Consider the following 20,664-nt stretch of genomic DNA (forward strand, 5'->3'; position numbering starts at 1 on the left):
CCGGTGAGCGGCCGGTTCGAGCTGGTCGATCACTTCGGCCAGGCCGTGAACCAAGGCAGCTTCGGCGCGAAGCACCTGCTGGTGTTCTTCGGCTTCTCGCACTGCGCGGTGGTGTGCCCGCGAGAGCTTTCGAAGCTCAGCGCCGCGCTGGAAATGCTGGGCCCGCTGGCCGAACGCGTGCAGCCGCTGTACATCTCGGTGGACCCGGCGCGCGACACGCCCGCCGTGCTGCAGCGCTACCTGTCGCGGTACACCCACCCAGCCACGCACGCTGCCGGCGGCTTCCTCGGCTTGACCGGTTCGCCCGAGCAGGTCGAGGCCGCGAAGAAATCGTTTCGCGTGTTCGCTGCGCCCGTGCCCGACGCCGACGCGCCGTGCGGCTATGTCGTGCCCCACACCGCGCTCGCCTACCTCATGGCGCCGGGTGGCAGCTACGCCACCCACTTCGCGGAAACGCTGGACGCCGCCACGGTGTCCGCGCGCCTTCGCACCCACCTGGAGCGCACCGCCAATGCCGCCAACTGACTCGAACACGGAAGCAGGCATCCTTCGCCTGAGCGACCGCCAGGCCGGCCACCTGCGGCATTTCGCCAACCTGTCGCGCCAGCCGGTGAACGACTGGTCGTTCATGCAGGGCCGCGGCACCGGGCAGGACGACTTCGGCGGCTACCGCTTCCAGATGGCGTACATGGCCTACGCCCTGGCGCTGGCGCATCGCCACCGCCTGCCCGCCGCGCCGGGCGTGTTCAAGCCGGTGTTCGAGCGCTTCATGCAGAAGATGCTGCTGCCCGAGGTGTGGATGTACTGGGCGCGCGTGAGCCGCGGCGGCAGCGTGCTCAACGCCCACCTGTCCGGCGGCTACGCCGAAGACTGGAACCCCGTCGGGCGCGACAACATCATGTACAGCGCCTACGTGCAGTCGATGGCGCTGCTGTACAACTACCTGTTCGACGACGACCGCTACGCCGCCCCCGGCGCGCTGACCTTCAGCTACTGGTCTTTCTTCTGGGGCGGCAAGGAACGGCGCTTCGAGTACGACCAGGCCAGCCTCAACCAGCACATCTACTGGCAGATGGTCGAGAGCGGCTACGTGGGCGTGGCGTGCGAGCCCAACTGCGTGTTCCAGATCTGCAACCAGCCCGCCATCCTCGGGTTTCGCATGCACGACCTAGTCACCGGCGAAGCGATGGCCGAGGAAGTGACGCAGGGCTACCAGAAAGCATGGGAGCAGTTCGGCCGGCTGGGCGCCAACGGCCACTACAACACCATGATGTCGCAGGACACCCGCGCCATCCGCGACAACGCGGGCCCGTCGCCCTGGGTCGACGCATGGTGCGGCACCCTCATGAACATGTGGAACCGCGAGTTCGTGCACACCCACTACCCCGCGCAGATTGCCGGCTGGCTCATTCACGAGCCTGACGGCATGCTGTCGGTGCGCTCCTTCGAGCGGCCCGAGGTGATGGGCCAGAAGATCGTCAACGACGACTCCGACTTCGGCTGGGCCGCGACCTGGGCCTCGGAAATGGGCGACACCGCCGTGCTCGACGGGCTCATGAAGCACGCGGAGCGCTTCATGTCGCCCAGCTGGCGCGACGGTGGCTTTCACTACCCACGCAACGATGTGCTGGCGGACAAGGACGGCTACCGCACGCTCGTGGAGGCCATGACCGGCAACGTGCTGCTGGGCTACGCGAGCCTGAACGTGGCCGATGGGCTCTGGCGGCTGTACAACGAGCCATGGCCGGCGTCGCACCACCACGACACGGCCCTGACGCAGGTGGACGACGGCGTGGATGTGCTGCGGGCACATGTGGCGGAAGCGGCGCAAGGCAGCGAGCGCCGGCTGCACTTCACGGTGCGCCGTTGCACCGCGGGCCGCGGCGGCTTCGACATCGAGATCGGGCGGCTGGCGAACTGCGGCGACTGGACGCTCATGCAAGGCGGGCAGACTGTTGCGCGAGGCACTGGCGGGCAGCTGACGGCGTCGCAGGCATTCGACATTCGCGCGGTGGCAGGCGGCATCGGGCTCACCTGCCCCGAGGGCGAGGCGCGCGACTTCGAACTGGTGTTCGCGCCGCGCGCAGCCTGAAGCACCGCTTCAGACGCCTGCGCCCGACGCGGTGAACCGGTGATCTCAGCGGCACCACCAGCGTTCTTTGCGAATCAGGCAGTTGGCCTACAAATCGCGCTCTTTGGCATGGCCTAGATTGGCATCGAGGCAGCACCTCGACCAACTCCGTCCAACCCTTTGCTGTCTCTTGAACCCGCCTTGGCGGGTTCTTTTTCGTGAGGCTGCCGCAGACCTGTCCGCACGCGAACCCCGCAGCCTCCGTCCTACCCATGGACGCGTACTTTGCCGAAGTTTGGAAGAACAGCAGCCGCTAACGATTTTTTGTCGTCAACTTTCTCCAGCTGGAAATGAAGCTTCAAGAATTGCTCTCTTCCGCCCTCATCGGTGCCGTCGCCAGCGCCCGCTCCATGACACCGATGGCAAGCCTCGCCGCGGCGCGGTTGCTGGGCAATCGCACACCGGGCCGTCTGCTGCTGCTCGACCAGCCGGTGTTCAAGTACGCCGCCTTGGCCATGGGCGCGGGTGAGTTGTTCGGCGACAAGATGAAGACCGCGCCCGACCGCACGGTGTTCCTGGGGCTGCTGGCGCGGGTCATGAGCGCCGGCATTGCGGGCGCCGCCTTGGCGCCGCGCGGGCGCGAGCAAGCAGGCGCAACCACCGCGGTCGCGACCGCCGTGCCCCTGGCCTACCTCACGCTCGCCTGCCGCAAGCGCGCGATGGCGCACATCGGTCAGACCCGCAGCGGGTTGATCGAAGACGCCCTGATCGTGGCCGCCGGCGTGGCGATCGTGGCGCTCACCGTGAAGCGGAACTGACGCGCGTCTCGCTCGATTCGATTTCTTCCACCGTGACCTCATGTCGCCCATCTCCAACGGGCCGTAGTTGGAAAGAAAGGCCACATCCGCCCCGTTGCGGCCATAGGCCACCACGATGCGGCTCCCGCGAGGCTGATTCTGCGTGGCGTCGAAGGTGTACCAGCGACCGCCGACGAAGGCCTCGAACCATGCGTGCATGTCCATCCGGTCAAGCTCGTGCAGGAAGCCGTCCACGAGGCGGGCGGGGAGATGCAGTGCGCGGCACAGCGAAATGCCGACATGGAAAAGTTCCGGCACACCCCTGTGCCATCGTCAAGCATGTCCAGGGCATCAGTAGAGCCGCCGGCCACGCCGTACCGGTATTCGAGGTTGGTGTGGATCCAGCTTTGGATGGCTTCGACTTGCGCATAGCCGGGCACCGCGTCGCCGGCGATCTGCTCGGCGCGCTCACCCATCTTGTCGGACGGGCAATAGCGGCTCTGCAGCTGGCCCGAACGGATGTAGGCAACAGGCTCATGCAGCTGGGAATCGAGCCGCAGACACGATCGCGCGAGGAACTAAAGGCCTCTGCCGAGACTGAAAAGAAGAAATGGGCGCACCTAATCAAGGCTGCGGGACTGAAGCCAGGCTAAACAGCATTGGCCGTAGCACGCCAGCACCCTTGAGGCCACCGCTAAGGAAGGTTTTACATGGGCGCCTCCCGGATTACAAGAATTCGCTGCATGAAGATTCAGGAGGCAGGGCTGCAGTCTCATATCTGGCCTGTCGTGCAAGCTGATATGCCCGCTGTCCCTGATGGTTTTCCTGACGGCGTTCGCATCTGATCAATGAGCTTGCTGCTCTTGTTCTCTATCGGAGTGTCCCGTCGCGGTCCGACCCGTCTGTCATATCACATGCGTGGTCCCTTACCCTCCTTCAAAGTGGTTGTTTCGTTCTCTTCGTCGTCAGCGCACGGCCTTCCACACCTCAGAGCGCCAGGCTTGACCGCGTGCCAGCACTGCCCAGATCGTTCGTGCCAGCTTGTTCGCAACCGCGGCGACGGCCACTGTCCCGACACCCGCTGATTCACTTCAATAGAGCGGTGTCGCAAGAAGGCAAAGGGAATATCGAAGGCGCGCTCGCCAAATACGAAGGGGCGCTGCGACTGCAGCCCGATGGTCTGGACGCGCACAGAAATGCCGTCCTGTTGTATGCCGGCGCTGGTCAACAACAGATGGCCATTTGGCATTTCAGTCCGTTGGACAGGCTGCTGCGCCAGTAGGTCTGCTGAGCATTCAACCGTGCATTGATAAGCGCTCTTATCTCGATAGCATCCAACAGATGCGTCTGAAGACGCTCTACAAGACGTTTTTTGGATTGCAGGCAGCGAAGGGCCGTCACTTCCTCGTCGAAGGCGTCCGGGAAGTACCGCCAGCGATTGCTGCCGTTTTAAGATCTGCGTTGAGATCGCTGCTCACGGCCACAACCAGACACTCGCGCCTATCCTTCAAAGAGACGACCTCATGCAATTCGACGTCGATAAGCACCACATGAAGGCAGGCAGAGCATCAAGCATGGGATTGCTTTGGTTTGGAAGTGGCGGTCTTGTCACGTTCGTGCTGACAAGCATCCTCTTGGTTTTTTCCGTGGAGCACGTGGAGAACGCTTGGAGCAAAAGCGGGGCGTTCCAGATCCTTTGCTTTCTGTCCGTTGTTGCGACCTTCCTACTTGTCGTCGGTTTCGGACTTGGGGCGGCGTTGTCTAAGCGATTCCCGCTCCGCGCTTGCTCGCTTTTGCTTGGGGTCGTCAGCGCAGCCACCTTTGTCTTCTTGTTATGGGTGACTTCTATGGGGAAGACAACATCTTGGGCGATCATTTTTTTATTGCCATTTATCGGCGGTGTAGCACCGTTGTTCCACCGCAGATCAGCGGACTAAATTGTCCTGTCCTGCTTTCGCCAGATATGCACTTTGTAGCGAAGGCATGCGGCCACCATGGGCGCTACGCTGCGTATGCTTTGCCTGCAGTCGGCCACAACCAGACATTCGCCCATGGAACCCAGCAATGCTTTCCGCTCCTTGTTAAGCGCCCGCTGGTTTGCTGCGATGCGGGACCTGCCCGTAGCCGACGACCTGCGAAAAGTGCTCGCGTCGCCTACAAGCCCGATGAACGAACTCGAATCTAGGGCCCAACTCGCCGACGCCATCCAGAATCTCCGGTTTTCCGCGGAAGACTACGAGAGCCTCATTGACCTCGACTTCGAGACCGCTGATGAGGTCAGTACTGACCTGATGCAGTTGTGGGTACTGATGTACCCTGACCAGCCTGTCTCCGGCTAACGCTCATTTCGGCGAAGCGGCCCCTCAGACCCAGCACGATCGGTAACCCAGCTGCCAACAGGGTCCTGTTGAGCACCATCGGAAGGTTCATGATGAATGCAGCCGGCTGTCGATCCGGTCCAACAGAACCCCCAAATGCCTTCCAACCAGATCCGGATGTGGACGGACGACGCACTCGAGCCTGTCGACTACCTCAGCGCCGACTATCAGGACTTCGTCTTCCCGCCCCACTTGCACGACAGCTACGCCATCGGCGTGATCGAGCGTGGCGCGCAGCGATTTTCTCCCGGTGCTCGATCCTCGTTGCTGATGCCCGAAGGCACGCTGTGCGTCATCAATCCGGGAATGGTGCACTCGGGATCGGCGGGCAGCGACGGCGGCTGGCGTTACCGCATGTTCTATCCATCGCCCGCGCTGGTCGCACGCGCGCTGGGTGAAGCACGCCACGAAATGCCGTCGTTCGACGGACACGTGTTCAAGGACGATGCCCTCTATCGTCAATTCGAGTTGTTGCATCGCACATCGCAACACTTCGGCGACCTGCTGGAGCGCGAGTCGCGCACCCTCATGTTCCTGCGCGCGCTGTTCGCCCGACACGCTCATGTGCATGTTGGGGACGGCCGCTTGCTTCAGCCCCGCACCGTCTCGCTCGTCCGCGAAATGCTCCATGACTGCAATGCCGGTCCGCTCAGCATCAACGATCTGGCGGCCGAGGCGGGGGTGTCGGAAACGCAGGTCATTCGCTCGTTCACTGCCGCCATCGGTTTGGCGCCGCACGCCTACTGGGTCGCACTGCGGATCGAGCGGGCAAAGGACTTGATTCGCAGAGGTCAAGGCCTGGCCGAAGTCGCGGACCGCACCGGCTTCAGCGATCAGAGCCATCTGTCACGTCACTTCAAGCGCATCACCAGCCTGACGCCGGGCCAGTTCGCCAAAGCGTTGCATTGAGGTAAGGAACGTTCAAGACGCCAGCGACAAGTCGCGTCACTCTCGGGGCATCAACCGGAGTCACAGCATGTCGTCAGCCCAGCGCCTTATTCCTCTCGTCAGCGATACAGAGAGTCAGCCCACCGCCAAGATGCGCATCGCCATTGCCAACGCCGAAGTCGGCGACGAGCAACGCGGCGAAGATCCCACGGTCAATCGGTTGCAGACGCGTGTTGCCGAACTGCTTGGCAAAGAAGCAGCCCTTTGGTTTCCGGGCGGCACGATGTGCAATTTCGTTGCGATCAAGGTCCACACACAGCCGGCCGATGCATTGATTGCGGACTGGATGGCCCACATCATCCGCGCCGAGTCGGCCGGCGTGGCGTTCAGCTCGGCCGTGCATGTAGAGCCGATTGCGAGTGGGCGTGGGGTGTTCAGTGCGGAGGATCTGCGCTCGGCACTCCGGCGGCTACGAACGACGCCCACCCCCTATGCGCCGAGGCCGAAGCTGGTCTGCGTTGAGCAGACCCACAACTTCGGTGGCGGTGCCGTTTGGTCGCTCGAAGAGCTCCGGGCTGTTTCGAGTCTTGCAAGGAGAGAAGGACTCGCGGTGCACATGGACGGCGCGCGCCTTCTCAACGCCGTGGTTGCCAGCGGCACCTCGGCCGTCGAGTTTGCAACGACGGCCGACAGCGTCTGGCTGGATTTCACCAAGGGCCTCGGCGCACCCATCGGCGCGGTGCTGGCGGGCAGCCGCGACTTCATCGCTGAAGCGAGGCGCTACAAGCACATCTTCGCGGGCGCGATGCGGCAGGCCGGCATTGCCGCTGCGGGCTGCCTGCATGCACTCGACCATCACGTCGAGAGACTGGCAGACGACCATGCCAACGCACGTCGACTCGCGGACCGCCTTGGAGAGATCGAAGGTATCCGGGTCCGGACACCCGCACCTGAAACCAACATGGTGTTTTTCGACCCGACTGGCACCGGCTGGTCCAACGGCGGCTTTCTGGCTGAGCTTGCGACGCGTGGTGTGCGCATGGGCGAAGTCAGTGGCGAAATCCGCGCGGTGACCCATCTGGACGTGAGCCGTGCCGATGTCGACACTGCGGTCGCAGCCATCGCCGCCATCCTAAAAACTTCGCCTGTCGCAGGTCCGACCGCGAAGTCATCCAGCTATTGAGCCTGACCTTCACTGGAGACGAACATGCCCACTTATACCGTGTCAGCGCTCGCAGGCGCCTTGAACGCCGAAGCTAAACAACGCATCGCCAGCCGCATTACCCGGACCCACAACGAAGTGACCGGGGCGCAGAGCTTTTTCGCGCAAGTCATCTTCGCGGACATCGCGGAAGGCGACTGGTTCATGGGCGGTGCGCCTGCCGCACCGAACACTGTCTTCATCCACGGTCAGATACGCGGCGGACGCACGGCGGACATGAAGCTCGCATTGCTCACCGGCCTGCTCGACACCGTAGCGAGCGCAACGAACGTGCCGAAGACCAGCGTGTGGGTCTATCTCGTCGAATTGCCCGCCGCGCACATGGCCGAATACGGGCACGTGCTCCCGGAGCCTGGTAACGAAGCGCAATGGCTGGCCGCGTTGCCGGCTACGGACCGCGCGCTCATGGAATCGACGGGCTCGTAGCCCGCGAATCTAAAGCTTCACCATGGAAAACAACGTCGACACCTCGTCTGCGCCGCCCAGCCCGAGCGGTACCTTCGCTTACTTGCCCGTCGGCCTGTTCGGCTCCGTCATGGGTCTGACCGGCTTGAGCGTGGCGTGGCACCTTGCGCACGATCGCTTCGGCATCTCACGGCTGATTTCCGATGCGATCGGCGTGCTGGCCGTCGTCGTCTGTCTGCTCGTCGCGGGCGGCTATGCCGTAAAGCTGCTCACGGCGCCGCAAGCCGTGCGTACCGAATTCGCACACCCGATCGCCGGCAATCTGTTCGGTACGTTTCTCATCAGTCTGTTGCTGCTGCCGATCGTGCTCGCACCGCTCGGCCTGCTGTTGGCGCGCATCGTCTGGGCACTGGGTGCCATCGGCATGACGGCCTTCGGATGGTTCATCGTCGACCGCTGGATGACCCACCGCCAGCAAACGGCGCACGCCACGCCGGCCTGGATCATCCCGGTGGTCGGGATGCTCGATATACCGCTGGCCATGCCCGCGCTCGGCTTGCAGTCGATGCTCCACGTCATGGTGTTCGGCCTGGCGGTGGGGTTGTTCTTCACCATCCCCATGTTCACGATGATCTTCTCGCGGCTGGTGTTCGAGGCCCCAATGCCCGATCCGCTGCAGCCGAGCCTGCTCATCCTGCTCGCGCCATTTGCAGTCGGTACGTCGACGTACATCGTGACGAGCAGTCAGGTCGACCTCTTCGCGCAAGCGCTGTTCTGGTTGATGCTCTTCATGCTCAGCGTGCTGCTGGGTCGGCTGCGCTACCTCGCCAAATGCTGTCCGTTCAGGGTCGCCTGGTGGGCAGTGAGCTTTCCGCTCGCGGCCGCGGCCATCGCCGCACTGCGCATCGACCTGGTCCTGCAGGGACCGGTCTACGACGCTGTCGCTGTGGCACTGCTTGCATTGTCGACCGTGGTGATCGCTGCGCTGCTGATCCGCACGCTGCTAGGCGTCGCACGGGGCGAACTCAAGACGCTCAGCCTTTGATGGCAGCAGCAGACCACAACACTCGCATTGAAAGGCAACCAGCATGAAGACCCTCTGCAAATTTCAGACCGTCGACGATGTCGAGGTCTTCTATCGTGAATCCGGGCCGCCGGACGCGCCCGTCGTTTTGTTGCTGCACGGTTTTCCATCGAGCAGCCACATGTTCCGGGACTTGATTCCGGAGCTGAATCGGAGCTTTCGCGTCATTGCGCCGGACCTGCCCGGCTTCGGTCAGACCATCGCGCCCTCGCGCCTCGATTTCGACTACACCTTCGACCGCCTTGCCAATGTGATCGACGGCTTCATCACAGCGCTCGGGCTGTCGCACTTCGCGCTGTATGTGTTCGACTACGGCGCGCCAGTGGGCCTACGAATCGCGATGGCACATCCCGAAAAAATCTCCGCGATCGTCAGCCAGAACGGCAACGCCTACCTCGAGGGACTGAGCGATGCGTGGGGTCCGTGGCAAAGCTACTGGCGCGAACCGACGCTTGCGCATCGCGAAGCCTGTCGCGCGTCGCTGTCGGCCGAAGCCATTCGCGACGGACAATACCTGCATGGGGCGGATTCGTCGCTGGTGTCACCAGATGGCTACACGCTTGACCTAGCCTACATGGGTCGACCGGACGCGCAGGAGATCCATCTCGACCTCGTTCTGGACTATCGCTCCAACGTGGCGCTGTACCCGGACTTTCAGGCGTACTTTCGCAAGCACCAGCCACCATGTCTGGTCGCATGGGGTCGCCATGATCTCGCGTTCGTTCCCGCTGGCGCCGAGGTGTACCGCAAAGACCTGCCGGCGGCAGAGGTTCACCTGCTCGACACCGGGCACTTCGCGCTCGAGACGCACGCTGCGGAAATCGGCGCGCTGATGCGGGGTTTTCTTGGCCGGGTGTCTCTGGCGCACGCCGCATCGACAGGACGACGCGGCGTGCCCCGTTCCGAGGCACCCGCCGCCGGCAAAGTCTGGCTCGTCACAGGCAGCGGGCGCGGCATCGGTCGGGCCATTTCGGAAGCGGTGCTTCACGCCGGCGACCGGTTGGTCGCAACCGCACGGGATCCCGATCGACTCGCCGATCTTGTTGCGAAATACGGAGACCGGATACGCGCGGTCGCGCTCGACGTGACCGATGAGAGCGCGGTCAATGCGGCTGTGGCCAGTGCCCTGACCGCGTTCGGACGGATCGACGTACTGGTCAACAACGCGGGCTATGGCGACATGGCGCCGATCGAAGACACGTCGCTCGCGCAGTTTCGCGTGCAGATCGAGGCCAACCTGTTCGGCTTGATCTCCATGACCAAGGCTGTGATCCCGCCGATGCGTGAGCAAGGACGCGGGCACATCTTCCAGTTCTCTTCCGTCGGCGGGCGCGTGGGCTCGGTCGGACGTGCCCCTTACTCGGCCGCCAAGTGGGGCGTCGAGGGCTTTTCCGAAGTGCTTGCCAAGGAGGTTGGGCCGCTCGGTATCCGGGTCACTCTGATCGAGCCGGGCGGCTTTCGCACGGACTTCGCAGGCGCATCGACAAGGCTCGAGACGGGTCGGCCTGAGTACGACGGCACCGTCGGCAATGCAGCGCGCTTCCAGCGCGACTACGACGGGCGACAACCTGGCGATCCTGTCAGGGCGGCCGCTGCCGTCGTCGCGCTCGCTGGCCTCGATTCGCCGCCATTGCGCTTGTTGCTCGGCAGCGATGCAGTGCACATCGTCGAGATGGCAGACCGCGCGCGGATACAGGCCGATGAGATATGGCGGCACATCAGCCTTTCAACCGACTTTGATTTCACACCTTCCACCTAAGGACCACCATGCCATTCGTACGCATTGATCTCCCCGCCGGCAAGTCCGACCAACACCGCCGCACCATCGGTGATGTCGTATACGACGCACTGCTCACTGTTGGCGTTCCGAAGGATGATCGCTTCCAGGTCATCACCGAGCACACTTTGGAGGGACTGATCCTCGACCCGACATACCTCGGGATCGAGCGCTCCGCGGATGCGCTGTTCATCCAGATCACGCTGAATGAGGGTCGCACGGACGACCAGAAACGCAGCCTCTATCAATCGATCGCCGATGGTTTGCACGACCGCTTGAAGATGCGTCGCGAAGACATCAGCATCAACCTTGTGGAGGTGCTCAAAGCGAATTGGTCTTACGGCAATGGCGAAGCGCAGTACGTCTCCGCGGCTGCGGACACGCAAGGAACCTCAAATGTCCGATGAGCAACTGATGAAGGTTCTCGTCGTTTCGGCTGCGAATGAACCCTTCGCGGAAGCCCCGCTTGCGCGCCCGGTTCCCAGCGCGGGGGAGGTTCTCGTGCGCATTCACGCGAGCGGCGTCAATCCACTCGACTCGAAGATTCGTGCGGGCGAAGCAGCTCATGCGAAGCATCCGTTTCCCGCCATCTTGGGCATGGACCTGGCAGGAGTCGTGGAGTCCATCGGCATCGGCGTCGAAGACTTCGTAGCAGGCGATGAGGTGTATGGCTTGGCGGGGGGGGTTGCGGGCTTACAAGGTTCGCTCGCCGAATTCGCAGCGGTCGATGCCAGACTGCTTGCTCGCAAGCCGAAGAACCTCTCCATGCGCGACGCAGCCGCATTGCCGCTGGTGATCATCACTGCGTGGGAGGGCCTCATCGATCGCGCGCATACCCGTGCCGGTCAGACGGTGCTGGTGCATGGGGGTGCAGGGGGTGTAGGTCATGTCGCTGTTCAGATTGCGTTGGCATTGGGTGCAGAAGTATTTGCGACGGTTTCGCCGCCACAAGCGGCGTACATCCGCGGCTTGGGTGCGACGTCCATCGACTACACGGCCACGACGGTCGATCAATACGTGCGCGACTGCACTGATGGGGAAGGCTTTGACGTGGTCTACGACACGGTGGGCGGCGCGACGCTCGATGCATCTTTCAACGCCGTACGACGCAATGGCGGACACGTCGTGAGTTGTCTCGGATGGGGCACCCACGCCCTGGCGCCCCTGTCGTTCCGCGCGGCGACTTATTCCGGCGTGTTCACGTTGCTTCCCATGCTCACAGGCAAAGGCCGCGCGCGGCATGGCCAGATCCTTAAGGAAGCCGCGCAGCTGGTGGAAGCGGGCAAGCTCGCTCCACGGATGGACACACGCACTTTCGACTTCGGGGGTGCGCTGGCCGCACATGAGGAGGTGGCGCACGGCCGTGCAAGCGGACGAGTCGTGATCGACATCGCGGCAAGCCGCGCGACGTGCTGCCAAACGTGATGCACGACAACGCAAAAAGGGGATCAATGTTCGCAATCACTGGAATCACCGGGCAGGTTGGCGGCAAGCTTGTGCTGCCCAGCGCGCCGCACGGCATCCGTGCACTGGCGGAGCACGCCTGCGCGATAAGCAACGTCACACTGGACATCGCCGCGGAGACCAACGCATTGAGCGTGCAAGGCACGCCTCGTGCTGGGTGGACGCGGGCTGACCATGCTGCCTCCCATTGCCGTGGCGCAAGACCTGCAGGACGGCACGCTTTCGGGGGCGCCCCTGGCCGGCCCACCGGTTGCGCGCACCATCGTGCTCGCGCTGCCAGCCAGCCGACCTTGGGGGCGGCATGTGCGCTGTGCCGTGGCGCTGTTGGTCGAGCAAGCCCGGCATGCTGTCGAATCCGGCACCTGGCCAGAGGGGCGATGGTTGAAGAACGGCCCCACCATCGCCTGAAGGCCACCCATGGCTAATCCGATGCGACCAGCAGGCTCAATCGCTTGGCTGCCGCGCCGCACAGCACGGAGTCGTGGGTCCCGATTTCCTTGACGATCAGGAACGCGCGTTGGCTCATTCCCGCGTGCAGTTGGCTGCGCAGGCTGATGGTTCCGTCGCCCAATGCGCGAGGGTCGTCCCGTGTGACGGTGTAGACCAGGGTGAACGGCCGGTCGATGCGGCTGTTCCTGATCTGCGACAAGGCCTGGCTGTCGGGTGCAAGGTCGGACCACATCGGCGGCGGTGAGGGCGAAATCCATGCCCCGAGCTGGGCGGCGAAGTTGCCGCCCCAGGGCGTGTTGACGCTGACCAGCCGCGAGACGGCAAAGCTGGGTCCGAGCTTGTCCAGCGCCTCCCACGCGACGAGGCCACCCAGGCTGTGGGCGAATACCGCCAGGCGCGAGATGCCGTGCTGTTCCATCAAGGCTTTCACGTCGGCGGCGATCGCATGGCCGCTCTGCGCGACGGCGTCGCCGGTTGCGTAGTACGCGAACCATGCCTGATACCTCGACCCATCGAGATGCCTGGCAACCTCCAGGAAATCCCGCGGCGAGCCGTTGGCGCCATGCACGAAGAGCACGACCTTCCTGGCGGCGTCCGGTGGCGTCGACATGTAGATGCCACCGAACCTGAAATTGCCAGGGCATTTCATTGCCTCCTGGGCCACGACGGGATCGAAGCGCGCATCGGATTCGATGTCCACCACCGGCGACGCGTGCGCGGTCGCAAGGACCGCACTCCATGCGGCAGCCAGCAGCCAGAGACGCCATCGCAGCCGGGACATCGCTGGGGCAGCAGCGGCCGCACTCACGTCAACCCCGTCCAGTGCGCGGCGAACGCCCACTTGTCGGCCAGTTCCTCGATTACCTTTTTCATCGGCTTGCCGGCGCCATGACCTGCACGGGTCTCGATGCGCACCAGGTGCGGCCGCGGCCCGGCATCGGCGGCTTGGAGCGCCGCGATGTACTTGAAGGTGTGCGCGGGGACCACGCGATCGTCGGTGTCTGCCGTGGTGGCAAGGACGGCGGGGTAGCGCCTGCTGGATACCACGTTGTGATATGGCGAATCAGCCAACAGGTTGCGCGCCTGCGCCGGGTCGACCGGGTCCCCGTACTCGCCCACCCACAGCTGCCCGCCGGTGAACCGGTTGAAGCGCAGCATGTCCATCACGCCGACGCCCGGCAATGCGGCAGCGAACAACTCGGGGCGCTGATTGACCACCGCGCCCACGAGCAGACCGCCGGCGGATTCACCGTGGACCGCCAGCCCGTCTTCTGACGCGATGCCCTGGTCGTGCAGGTACTCGGCGGCGGCGATGAAGTCGTCGAAGGTGATCTGCTTGTTGTCCAGGCGAGCGCCGTTGTGCCAGGCCTTGCCGTACTCCCCGCCGCCACGGATGTTGGCGATGGCCAGGACGCCGCCCTGCTCGACCCACGCCAGTTGGTCCGGCGCATAGAAGGGAACCATGCTGATGCCGAAGCTGCCGTAGCCGTGAAGCAGGGTCGGCGCCGCACCGCAGACGTCGTCGCGCCGAACGATGAACATCGGCACGCGGGTGCCGTCCTTCGCGCTGTAGAAATGCTGCGCGACCACGATGCGGCCGAGATCCACTCCTACCTTCGGCGCGGCCCACACGGCCTGCGTGTTGGCGGCCACGTCGTAGCGATAGATCGTGGTGGGCGCATTGAAGCTGGTGAAGATGAAGAAGGCCTCGTTGTCTTTCCGATGCCCCTGAAAGCCGCCCGCGCTGCCGATGCCCGGCAGCTCGACCTTGCCGTCGGGCTCGCCATCCAGCGTGTAGCGCCGGATCTCGCTCTTGACGTCGACGAAATAGGTGCCCATCAATCGCCCGCCGACAAGCCAGGCATTGCTGAGCACCGCAGAGTCTTCGGCCACCAATTCGACCGCGATGGGATTCAAGCTCGCCAGGTCGATGGTGACGATCTTCCGGCGTTCCGCCCCCTGGCTGGTCAAGACGTAGAGCGTGCTTCCCGCATCGCCGATCACCGTCCATTCGTTGTCGAAATCGGCGACCACCGTGCGAGCCTCCCAGCTGTCGCTCGTGAGGTCCACGATGGACATCGAATTGGTCTGGGACCCGGGCGTGGAGTAGATGACCGCATGGCGGCCGCTGCTGGTGACATCGGGAAAATGCAGCAGCTCGGGCTGCGCAGGCGTTGCGTACAGCAGCCGGTCTTGCGATTGCCGCGTGCCGATCGCATGAAAGTAGACCGTGTGGTCGGCAAGGCCTGCCCGGGACGCCGCCCCGTCGCCGGGCTCCGGATAGCGCGCATAGAAGAAGCCGGAGCCGTCCGCCGCCCAGGCGATTGCCGTGAACCGAACCCACTCGACCTTGTCTTCGAGCAACTCGCCGGTCGATGCGTCGACGACCTTGATGGTCCGCCAGTCGGTACCCGCCTCCTGCACCGCATAGGCGACATGGCCACCGTCCTTGGAGGCGGACCATTCCGCCAGCGCCACGGTGCCATCGTCGGACCAGGTGTTCGGCTCAAGAAGCACACGGTCCTCGCCGTGGACGCCCTCGCGCACGACGAGCGTGGGCTGGTTCTGCAGGCGGGCATGGCGTGTGTAGAAATAGCGCCCCCCGCGCTCGTGGGGCGCGGTGAACTGCTCATGGTCGAACAGCGCGGTCAGCCGGTCCCGGAAGACCTCCCGCCCCGGCAAGGACGCCAGAAAGCCCGTGGTCACCTCGTTCTGCGCCTCGATCCAGCCGGCCACTTCGCTGTCGTTGCGTGCATCTGCTTCGAGCCAACGAAAAGGGTCGGCGACCTTCTGGCCGAAGAGCTCATCGACGATGTCGGCACTGCGGGTTTGTGGATAGACGACTGAAATCATCGAGGGCTCCGGTTGACGATGCCGTCCTTGAAACGGTCGATGGATTCCCGTGCTCGCTCAGCATCGAGGAAGGCAGATGCCGACTTGTTCGTTGCGCGCAGCTCCGGAGCCGGCCGGTCGAGCGCCAACGGATGGCCCTCGCACACCGTCTCCCGTTCGGCAGGCGACTCACCCAGCAGGTACCGCGTCACTGCCGTGTCGACGCAGCTGTCGAGGTAGGGATAGAGAGCGTGCTGGTATTCACGTCGCACGATCACCTCTTTCGCGCGCGGCAAATGAGCGAAGGCCTTGCGCGCGCCTTCGATGGTGGTCACGCCATCGTTCTCGGCTTGCACCAGCATCACTTCCAGCCCGCTCATGGCCGACAACGGCGGCTTTGTCTCTGTGTTCCCGCCCCAGTAGATGCAGGGGTTCTGCGTCATCCTGCTGCCGAAAACCGGGTAGAGCTTGCTGAAGCTGTCCCCTGCGTCGACCCAGAACTTCGGATCGGTGTTGGTCGGTGTGTCGTTGCAAACAATGCTTTGGAAGGGTGCGCGCCAGTCATAGAGTGCCACCGGCTCGGCTTCACGCAGCGGGTTCAACCAGCGTTCGTTGTATGCGGGGAGCAAGAAGAGCTTCGCGACCGACAGCGTCTGCTTGTCTCGCACCGGATCGCTGGGAACGAATACGTGCGAATCCAGGCTCCGCGCGAGGTTGGCGGGCGTGAGCTGCGGGGTGGCCGCGATGGCCTTGTCCAGCAAACGGGCCGCGGTCAAAAAGTGCACCAGCAGGTCGGCGTATTTCGATGTGCTCACGAAATCCATGAACTCCGGAAGAATCTCCTGGACGTGCGGTGACAGGGAGGGGTAGACGGCACGCACTTCGTCGGGGGTGGTACCGAGCTTGAAGACATCGGGGTGCCGCGCTGCATAGGGTGCAATGACCTGATCGAGCACGCGCTGTTTTCCAGCCGGCTGCATCAGCACGTTGACTTCGAATGCCTCCGAGAAATCCATGCTGCTGTCCAGCACCATCCGGCCCACACGATCGGGGAAGCGGCTCGCATACCACGCACCCAGCCAGGTACCGTAGGAGTAGCCCACATAGTTCAGCTTCTCGTCGCCCAGCAGGCCGCGCACCAGGTCCATGTCCTGTGCGGTGGCTTCGGTGTTGATGAACGGTGTGAGCGGGTTCTTCCGGCACGCCTCGGCGATCTTGCGGGCGTTGTAGAGCATGTTCTCTGCGTTCTGCGCGTTGCGCGATGAAGGCGCGAACTCCACGTCCTTCATGAGTTCGTTGGTGGCGCATTGCAGCCGCGAACTGGCGCCGGTCCCGCGCGGCGAAAAGCCCACCATGTCGAACTCATCCAGCAGGCGCAGCTGCAGCTTGCCTTGCTCGTTGTCGGGATTGCTGCCGCCGAAGGCATCGACCAGCCCGAACGTCATGCTCAGCCCGTCCAGGCCCGGACCGCCCGGATTGAAGAACAGCGCGCCGCGCCGCTTGGAAGGCGTGGCCGCGCTCACGCGCAGCACGGCCACCGAGGCGTCGCCTCGCGCGGTATTGCGATAGTCCATGGGGACACGCACATCCGCACACCGCACCCGATCGCCGAGCGCCTCCCACCGTGCCCGCGTGGCCTCGTCGTCCGTCCCCAGGATGCTGGCGTCGCAGACTTCCCATTTCACTGCCTGTTGCCGATAGGCATCGAGCGCGTCTGCCGGCGGGGGCGTCGGCACGATGGGTGCAGGCGGAGCTTCCGGTGCGGCCCACCCGTCGCTTCCTCCGCCACAGGCCGAGAGCGTCAGGGCAAAGGCGCCCAAAATCAAAAAATGTGCAAACTTGGATTTCATTCGGGGTGCGTGTTCCGACGAGCGTGAGGGTTGCGGCGATCTGCCAAGCGGTGATTGAAGCCGCTCAAGATTGCGTGAACATGGCCTCTCGCCCGCGACCTCGCATCGCCTTGCGCTCAGCGAACTGGAAATTCGATGCGAACAACCGTGCCGCCACCGGGCGCGCCGAGGATCGACACGTGGCCGCCATGCCGCTCGACGACCTGCTGCACCAGATGCAGACCGAGCCCGGTTCCGGTCGCTCGCGGCCGCAGTCGATGGAAGGGCTCGAACACGCGCTCACGCTCCTCCGGCGGTATGCCGGCGCCGTCGTCCTCCACCTCGAACGCCGATCCGATCACCCGAATGGTCACATGGCGCCCGCCATGGTCGATGGCGTTCTGCACAAGATTCGTCACCACCCGCTCGATCGCACCGGCGTCGCCATGAACCGGTTGCGCCGCGTCGACCACGACCTCGATCGTGCGATCCGCAGCGATCAGCAGCGGCGCCAGATCACCGGCCACGCGACGAACTAGCGATGCGAGATCGATGGGCTCGTCGGTCCTGTCGTAGTCCATGCGTTGCAGGTCCAGCAGTTGCTCGGCAAGGTTGGCCAGCCGTTCGACGTCGATGCCGAGCCTGCGCGTCGCGGCATCTTCCGCAGCGTCCACTTTGACACGCAGGATGGCAATCGGCGTGCGCAGTTCGTGCGCTGCCGAGGCGATGAACCGTCGTTGCCGCTCGTAGCCGTCGTCGAGCCGTCCCAGCGCTTCGTTCACCGCTCGAACCAGCGGCGCGATCTCGCTCGGCACCTGCGCTTCACTCAGGCGCTTGCCGCGCTGCCCGACATCGATCTGCTCTGCCTCCCGCGAGATTCTGGACACACCGGCCAACGACCGCCTGACGATCCACGGCGTCACGAACAACGAGATGAGCGACAACAGCAGGAAGATCGGAATGGCGGCAATGTTGGATGCCACGATGACCACAAGGCTCAGCGTGTTCAGCTTGCCGTGGCCCAGGACAGTGATCGTCCCGGCCGGCGCGACCTCCCTGCGGACCACGGCCGACAGCCGGTAAGGCGGGGACCGGTCGCGGAAGTGCGCGTACGAGAGATCGCTCAGCTTTCCAACGAGCGACGCATAGTGCGAGGGGACCTGCCCGAACGCGACGCTTCGGCCAGCATCGTCCTCTGCCACGAACCACAGATCGGGCGTTTCCGAACGAAGCTCGCCGAGTTCCGGCGTCATGCGGACTACGAGACCGCCGTCGTCGCCGCGAGCGATCGCTCGGGCGATGACGGGAGTGATCGTCTCGCTGGTGTAGGGCCCTCCGCTGTCCATGCGAACAGCCATGGCAACGATGATCGGGACCGAAATGAAAAGTATCGCGAACTGGAGAATCAGCGGCTGAACAATGAGGGGCCGCTTGAGCGACGGCGGCTTGCGACTCACGAATTCGCCCGCAGCAGGTAGCCGACACCCCGGATTGCGTGGATCTCCACACCCGTCCCCGCTTCGGTCAGCTTGCGGCGAAGGCGCGATATGTGGGAGTCGAGCGCATTCGACTGCACTTCGTCGTCGAACCCGTAGACAGCCTGCTCGAGCAACTCCCTCAAGACAGTTCTGCCACGCCGCTTCATGAGCGTCTCCAGAACGCGTAACTCCCTGCGAGCCAGGTCGAGCCGCACCCCTGCGACGATGGCTTCGTCATTCTTCACATCGAAGACGAGCGCGCCGGCTCGGATCTCTTCGGCGCCGAGTTCCGCGGGGCGTCGTCGCACCGCACGGATGCGCGCGAACATTTCCTCGAGCGCGAACGGCTTGATGAGGTAGTCGTCTGCGCCCTCGTCGAGCCCGGCAACGCGGTCGAGAACTTCGCCGCGCGCGCTCAGCACAATGATGGGAAGACCCGGGTTCTCGGCCCGGAACGCTGGAATCAGCGAGAGGCCGTCGCCGTCGGGAAGCGTCCTGTCCAGCAAAATCAAGTCATACGACTCCGTCCGGACCGCCTCTCGTGCCATCTTCAACCGATCGGCATGATCGACCACGAAAAGCTCTCGCTCCAGCGCCGTGCGCAAAGTATCGGCAAATTCCTTCTCATCCTCGACCAGCAGAATTCTCATCGCAATGCTCCCCTGTTTCTGACGAAAGTGGTTGGGAGAATCGGTCTCCGGATGGCCAGGCCCACGTGGAGCCGAACCGTTCAGTTCAACTCTTGCACGCCTTCATTGCTGCAACATTGCGTAAGAAGGGGCATTCGGCCAGTACGTCGATCGGCAAGCCGGGCCCATGTTCACGCAATCTTGAGCAACGACCATCTCTGTCTGGCTGCACTGGGCAGCCCACCGGTGGGAGGCGATGGCATCGCGCCCCCTGGAGCAACCACGAAAGAGATCAGATGAAGAAACTCCTCACGCCGCGTTTCACTTGGCGCGGCTTCTCCATGGGCAGCGCAATGGCGATTGCCATCACGCTGAGCACGAGCCCTACAGCCGGACAAGCGAATGACGACCGGGAGACATGCGCCGGCATGGGCGCAACGTACGGCTCGCCGAACTTCACGGGCTGCATGCTTCAGCAACAGCAGCGTCGCGACAACAAGATGGCCCTTTTTCTCGAAGAGCAACGCATGCACCAGGAACTGGGACGCCCAGCCCGCGAAAAGCTCGAAGAGAAGAGAGCGCGGAGAGAGCGCGAGAAATGGGGCAACGGTCAACGCGACTGACTGCGTTGAAGGTGCGCTGCGCTTGTCCATGGCGACCCGCGACTCAGGCGGCAGATTGGAGCTCGTTCTGTAGCGGCCGGCAGACCGCAGCAGCGCCGTCCAGCTCTGCAAGCTCCGCGTCGCTGAAGTCGAACTCTCGCAGCACCTCGTGGGTCTGCTGCCCGACGCGGGAGGCGTCGCCGTCGCTTTGTGGCGAGAGACCTTTCTAGACGACTTAACGCAAATGACGAAGGCGACGAGGGCGCGCTCCACACTCCAATTCAAGCAGGAGGCGTTGAAGCTGCAGGCCAGACCTCACGTCTGGCAAAACAACACCGCCATGGCGGTGCCGCGCTTGGTCTATGTGGCGGCCCGGATGACCGAGAAGCTCGCCGTCTGTCGTGTGATGAGGCCATTCGCCACCACGAAGGTGTCGGTTCCAAACTCAACGCGCGAAGCCGCAGATTCACATGCCCATTCCACATACGCCACGTCTTCGTGAATCACTGCGACATCGGTTCGCCACACAGCGTCGGGAAGATCGCGGATCAACGTCGCATAAAGATGCGCGATCTCCTTCGGGCCACGGTACGTGGCGCCATTGACGATCACCACGGCGTCCTTCGCGTAGTGGCTCGAAATCTTGTCGGGGTTCTGCTCGCCGAGCGCAGCCTCGTGGCTCGCAAGAACTTCTTCGGTCGTCAGCATCCGTTGACTCCTTGCCCATGATTTGCCGATCGAATGTGTTCGACCCTCAA

At 63.7% G+C, this 20,664-nt stretch carries 21 protein-coding genes and 2 pseudogenes; 16 read left to right on the plus strand and 7 right to left on the minus strand.

Features of this window, described 5'->3' with window-relative positions:
- The first annotated feature begins 3 nt into the window (after positions 1 to 3).
- The 3 genes from AC0IYU_RS32775 (at position 4) to AC0IYU_RS32785 (ending at position 2,889) form a co-directional block, all read left to right on the plus strand.
- Positions 4 to 525 carry an SCO family protein gene (locus AC0IYU_RS32775; protein WP_472125960.1) on the plus strand — a complete coding sequence of 174 codons (522 nt, stop codon included), beginning with the start codon at positions 4 to 6 and terminating at the stop codon, positions 523 to 525.
- A complete protein-coding gene (locus AC0IYU_RS32780; protein ID WP_472125963.1) occupies positions 512 to 2,092 on the plus strand; it encodes a linalool dehydratase/isomerase domain-containing protein in 1,581 nt (526 codons plus the stop codon). The genes AC0IYU_RS32775 and AC0IYU_RS32780 overlap by 14 nt, the downstream gene beginning before the upstream one ends.
- 398 nt (positions 2,093 to 2,490) lie before the next feature.
- Positions 2,491 to 2,889 carry a hypothetical protein gene (locus AC0IYU_RS32785; RefSeq protein WP_472125966.1) on the plus strand — a complete coding sequence of 133 codons (399 nt, stop codon included), beginning with the start codon at positions 2,491 to 2,493 and terminating at the stop codon, positions 2,887 to 2,889.
- 156 nt (positions 2,890 to 3,045) lie between these two features.
- Here AC0IYU_RS32785 and AC0IYU_RS32790 read toward each other — a convergent pair.
- A pseudogene (locus AC0IYU_RS32790) lies at positions 3,046 to 3,344 on the minus strand (transglutaminase-like domain-containing protein); the annotation flags it as partial.
- 626 nt (positions 3,345 to 3,970) lie between these two features.
- Between AC0IYU_RS32790 and AC0IYU_RS32795 the strand changes: the two are divergent.
- The 12 genes and pseudogenes from AC0IYU_RS32795 (at position 3,971) to AC0IYU_RS32850 (ending at position 12,494) form a co-directional block, all read left to right on the plus strand.
- Positions 3,971 to 4,150 (plus strand): hypothetical protein, encoded by a 180-nt coding sequence (locus AC0IYU_RS32795; protein WP_472125969.1) that lies wholly within the window; start codon positions 3,971 to 3,973, stop codon positions 4,148 to 4,150.
- Positions 4,151 to 4,391: 241 nt separating this feature from the next.
- A complete protein-coding gene (locus AC0IYU_RS32800) occupies positions 4,392 to 4,805 on the plus strand; it encodes a hypothetical protein (RefSeq protein WP_472125972.1) in 414 nt (137 codons plus the stop codon).
- A 114-nt stretch (positions 4,806 to 4,919) separates the two neighbouring features.
- Positions 4,920 to 5,207 (plus strand): hypothetical protein, encoded by a 288-nt coding sequence (locus tag AC0IYU_RS32805; RefSeq protein ID WP_472125975.1) that lies wholly within the window; start codon positions 4,920 to 4,922, stop codon positions 5,205 to 5,207.
- A 135-nt stretch (positions 5,208 to 5,342) separates the two neighbouring features.
- The gene (locus tag AC0IYU_RS32810) at positions 5,343 to 6,155 is read left to right on the plus strand and encodes an AraC family ligand binding domain-containing protein (RefSeq protein WP_472125978.1); all 813 of its coding nucleotides are present in this window, start codon (positions 5,343 to 5,345) and stop codon (positions 6,153 to 6,155) included.
- Positions 6,156 to 6,222: 67 nt separating this feature from the next.
- Positions 6,223 to 7,317 carry a threonine aldolase family protein gene (locus AC0IYU_RS32815; protein WP_472125981.1) on the plus strand — a complete coding sequence of 365 codons (1,095 nt, stop codon included), beginning with the start codon at positions 6,223 to 6,225 and terminating at the stop codon, positions 7,315 to 7,317.
- Between the two features lie 24 nt (positions 7,318 to 7,341).
- Complete coding sequence (locus AC0IYU_RS32820) at positions 7,342 to 7,782, plus strand: tautomerase family protein (protein WP_472125984.1); 441 nt, start codon at positions 7,342 to 7,344, stop codon at positions 7,780 to 7,782.
- A gap of 22 nt (positions 7,783 to 7,804) precedes the next feature.
- Positions 7,805 to 8,806, plus strand: a complete 1,002-nt coding sequence (locus AC0IYU_RS32825; RefSeq protein ID WP_472125987.1) for an SLAC1 anion channel family protein — start codon at positions 7,805 to 7,807, stop codon at positions 8,804 to 8,806.
- A gap of 43 nt (positions 8,807 to 8,849) precedes the next feature.
- Positions 8,850 to 9,656: pseudogene (locus tag AC0IYU_RS32830) on the plus strand (alpha/beta fold hydrolase); the annotation flags it as partial.
- Between the two features lie 81 nt (positions 9,657 to 9,737).
- The gene (locus AC0IYU_RS32835) at positions 9,738 to 10,604 is read left to right on the plus strand and encodes an oxidoreductase (RefSeq protein ID WP_472126041.1); all 867 of its coding nucleotides are present in this window, start codon (positions 9,738 to 9,740) and stop codon (positions 10,602 to 10,604) included.
- 8 nt (positions 10,605 to 10,612) lie between these two features.
- Positions 10,613 to 11,029, plus strand: coding sequence for a tautomerase family protein (locus tag AC0IYU_RS32840; RefSeq protein ID WP_472125990.1), 417 nt, complete (start codon positions 10,613 to 10,615; stop codon positions 11,027 to 11,029).
- Positions 11,019 to 12,047 carry a zinc-dependent alcohol dehydrogenase family protein gene (locus AC0IYU_RS32845; protein WP_472125993.1) on the plus strand — a complete coding sequence of 343 codons (1,029 nt, stop codon included), beginning with the start codon at positions 11,019 to 11,021 and terminating at the stop codon, positions 12,045 to 12,047. The genes AC0IYU_RS32840 and AC0IYU_RS32845 overlap by 11 nt, the downstream gene beginning before the upstream one ends.
- A 213-nt stretch (positions 12,048 to 12,260) precedes the next feature.
- Positions 12,261 to 12,494, plus strand: coding sequence for a hypothetical protein (locus tag AC0IYU_RS32850; RefSeq protein ID WP_472125996.1), 234 nt, complete (start codon positions 12,261 to 12,263; stop codon positions 12,492 to 12,494).
- A gap of 13 nt (positions 12,495 to 12,507) precedes the next feature.
- Here AC0IYU_RS32850 and AC0IYU_RS32855 read toward each other — a convergent pair whose 3' ends face one another.
- The 5 genes from AC0IYU_RS32855 to AC0IYU_RS32875 form a co-directional block, all read right to left on the minus strand.
- Positions 12,508 to 13,317 carry an esterase/lipase family protein gene (locus tag AC0IYU_RS32855; RefSeq protein ID WP_472125999.1) on the minus strand — a complete coding sequence of 270 codons (810 nt, stop codon included), beginning with the start codon at positions 13,315 to 13,317 and terminating at the stop codon, positions 12,508 to 12,510.
- Between the two features lie 23 nt (positions 13,318 to 13,340).
- Positions 13,341 to 15,389 carry a prolyl oligopeptidase family serine peptidase gene (locus AC0IYU_RS32860; protein WP_472126002.1) on the minus strand — a complete coding sequence of 683 codons (2,049 nt, stop codon included), beginning with the start codon at positions 15,387 to 15,389 and terminating at the stop codon, positions 13,341 to 13,343.
- Positions 15,386 to 17,218, minus strand: coding sequence for an alpha/beta fold hydrolase (locus AC0IYU_RS32865; RefSeq protein ID WP_472126005.1), 1,833 nt, complete (start codon positions 17,216 to 17,218; stop codon positions 15,386 to 15,388). The genes AC0IYU_RS32860 and AC0IYU_RS32865 overlap by 4 nt, the downstream gene beginning before the upstream one ends.
- Before the next feature lie 116 nt (positions 17,219 to 17,334).
- Positions 17,335 to 18,654, minus strand: a complete 1,320-nt coding sequence (locus tag AC0IYU_RS32870) for a sensor histidine kinase (protein WP_472126007.1) — start codon at positions 18,652 to 18,654, stop codon at positions 17,335 to 17,337.
- Positions 18,651 to 19,325: a response regulator gene (locus AC0IYU_RS32875; protein WP_472126010.1), complete on the minus strand. Its 675-nt coding sequence runs from the start codon at positions 19,323 to 19,325 to the stop codon at positions 18,651 to 18,653. The genes AC0IYU_RS32870 and AC0IYU_RS32875 overlap by 4 nt, the downstream gene beginning before the upstream one ends.
- A gap of 275 nt (positions 19,326 to 19,600) precedes the next feature.
- Here AC0IYU_RS32875 and AC0IYU_RS32880 point away from each other — a divergent pair, with 275 nt between their 5' ends.
- Positions 19,601 to 19,927, plus strand: coding sequence for a hypothetical protein (locus AC0IYU_RS32880; RefSeq protein WP_472126013.1), 327 nt, complete (start codon positions 19,601 to 19,603; stop codon positions 19,925 to 19,927).
- A 339-nt stretch (positions 19,928 to 20,266) separates the two neighbouring features.
- Here AC0IYU_RS32880 and AC0IYU_RS32885 read toward each other — a convergent pair whose 3' ends face one another.
- Entirely contained in the window at positions 20,267 to 20,614 is a 348-nt protein-coding gene (locus tag AC0IYU_RS32885) for a nuclear transport factor 2 family protein (RefSeq protein ID WP_472126016.1), read from the minus strand.
- Positions 20,615 to 20,664 lie beyond the last annotated feature (50 nt).

Source organism: Variovorax sp. AC103, from assembly GCF_979254005.1.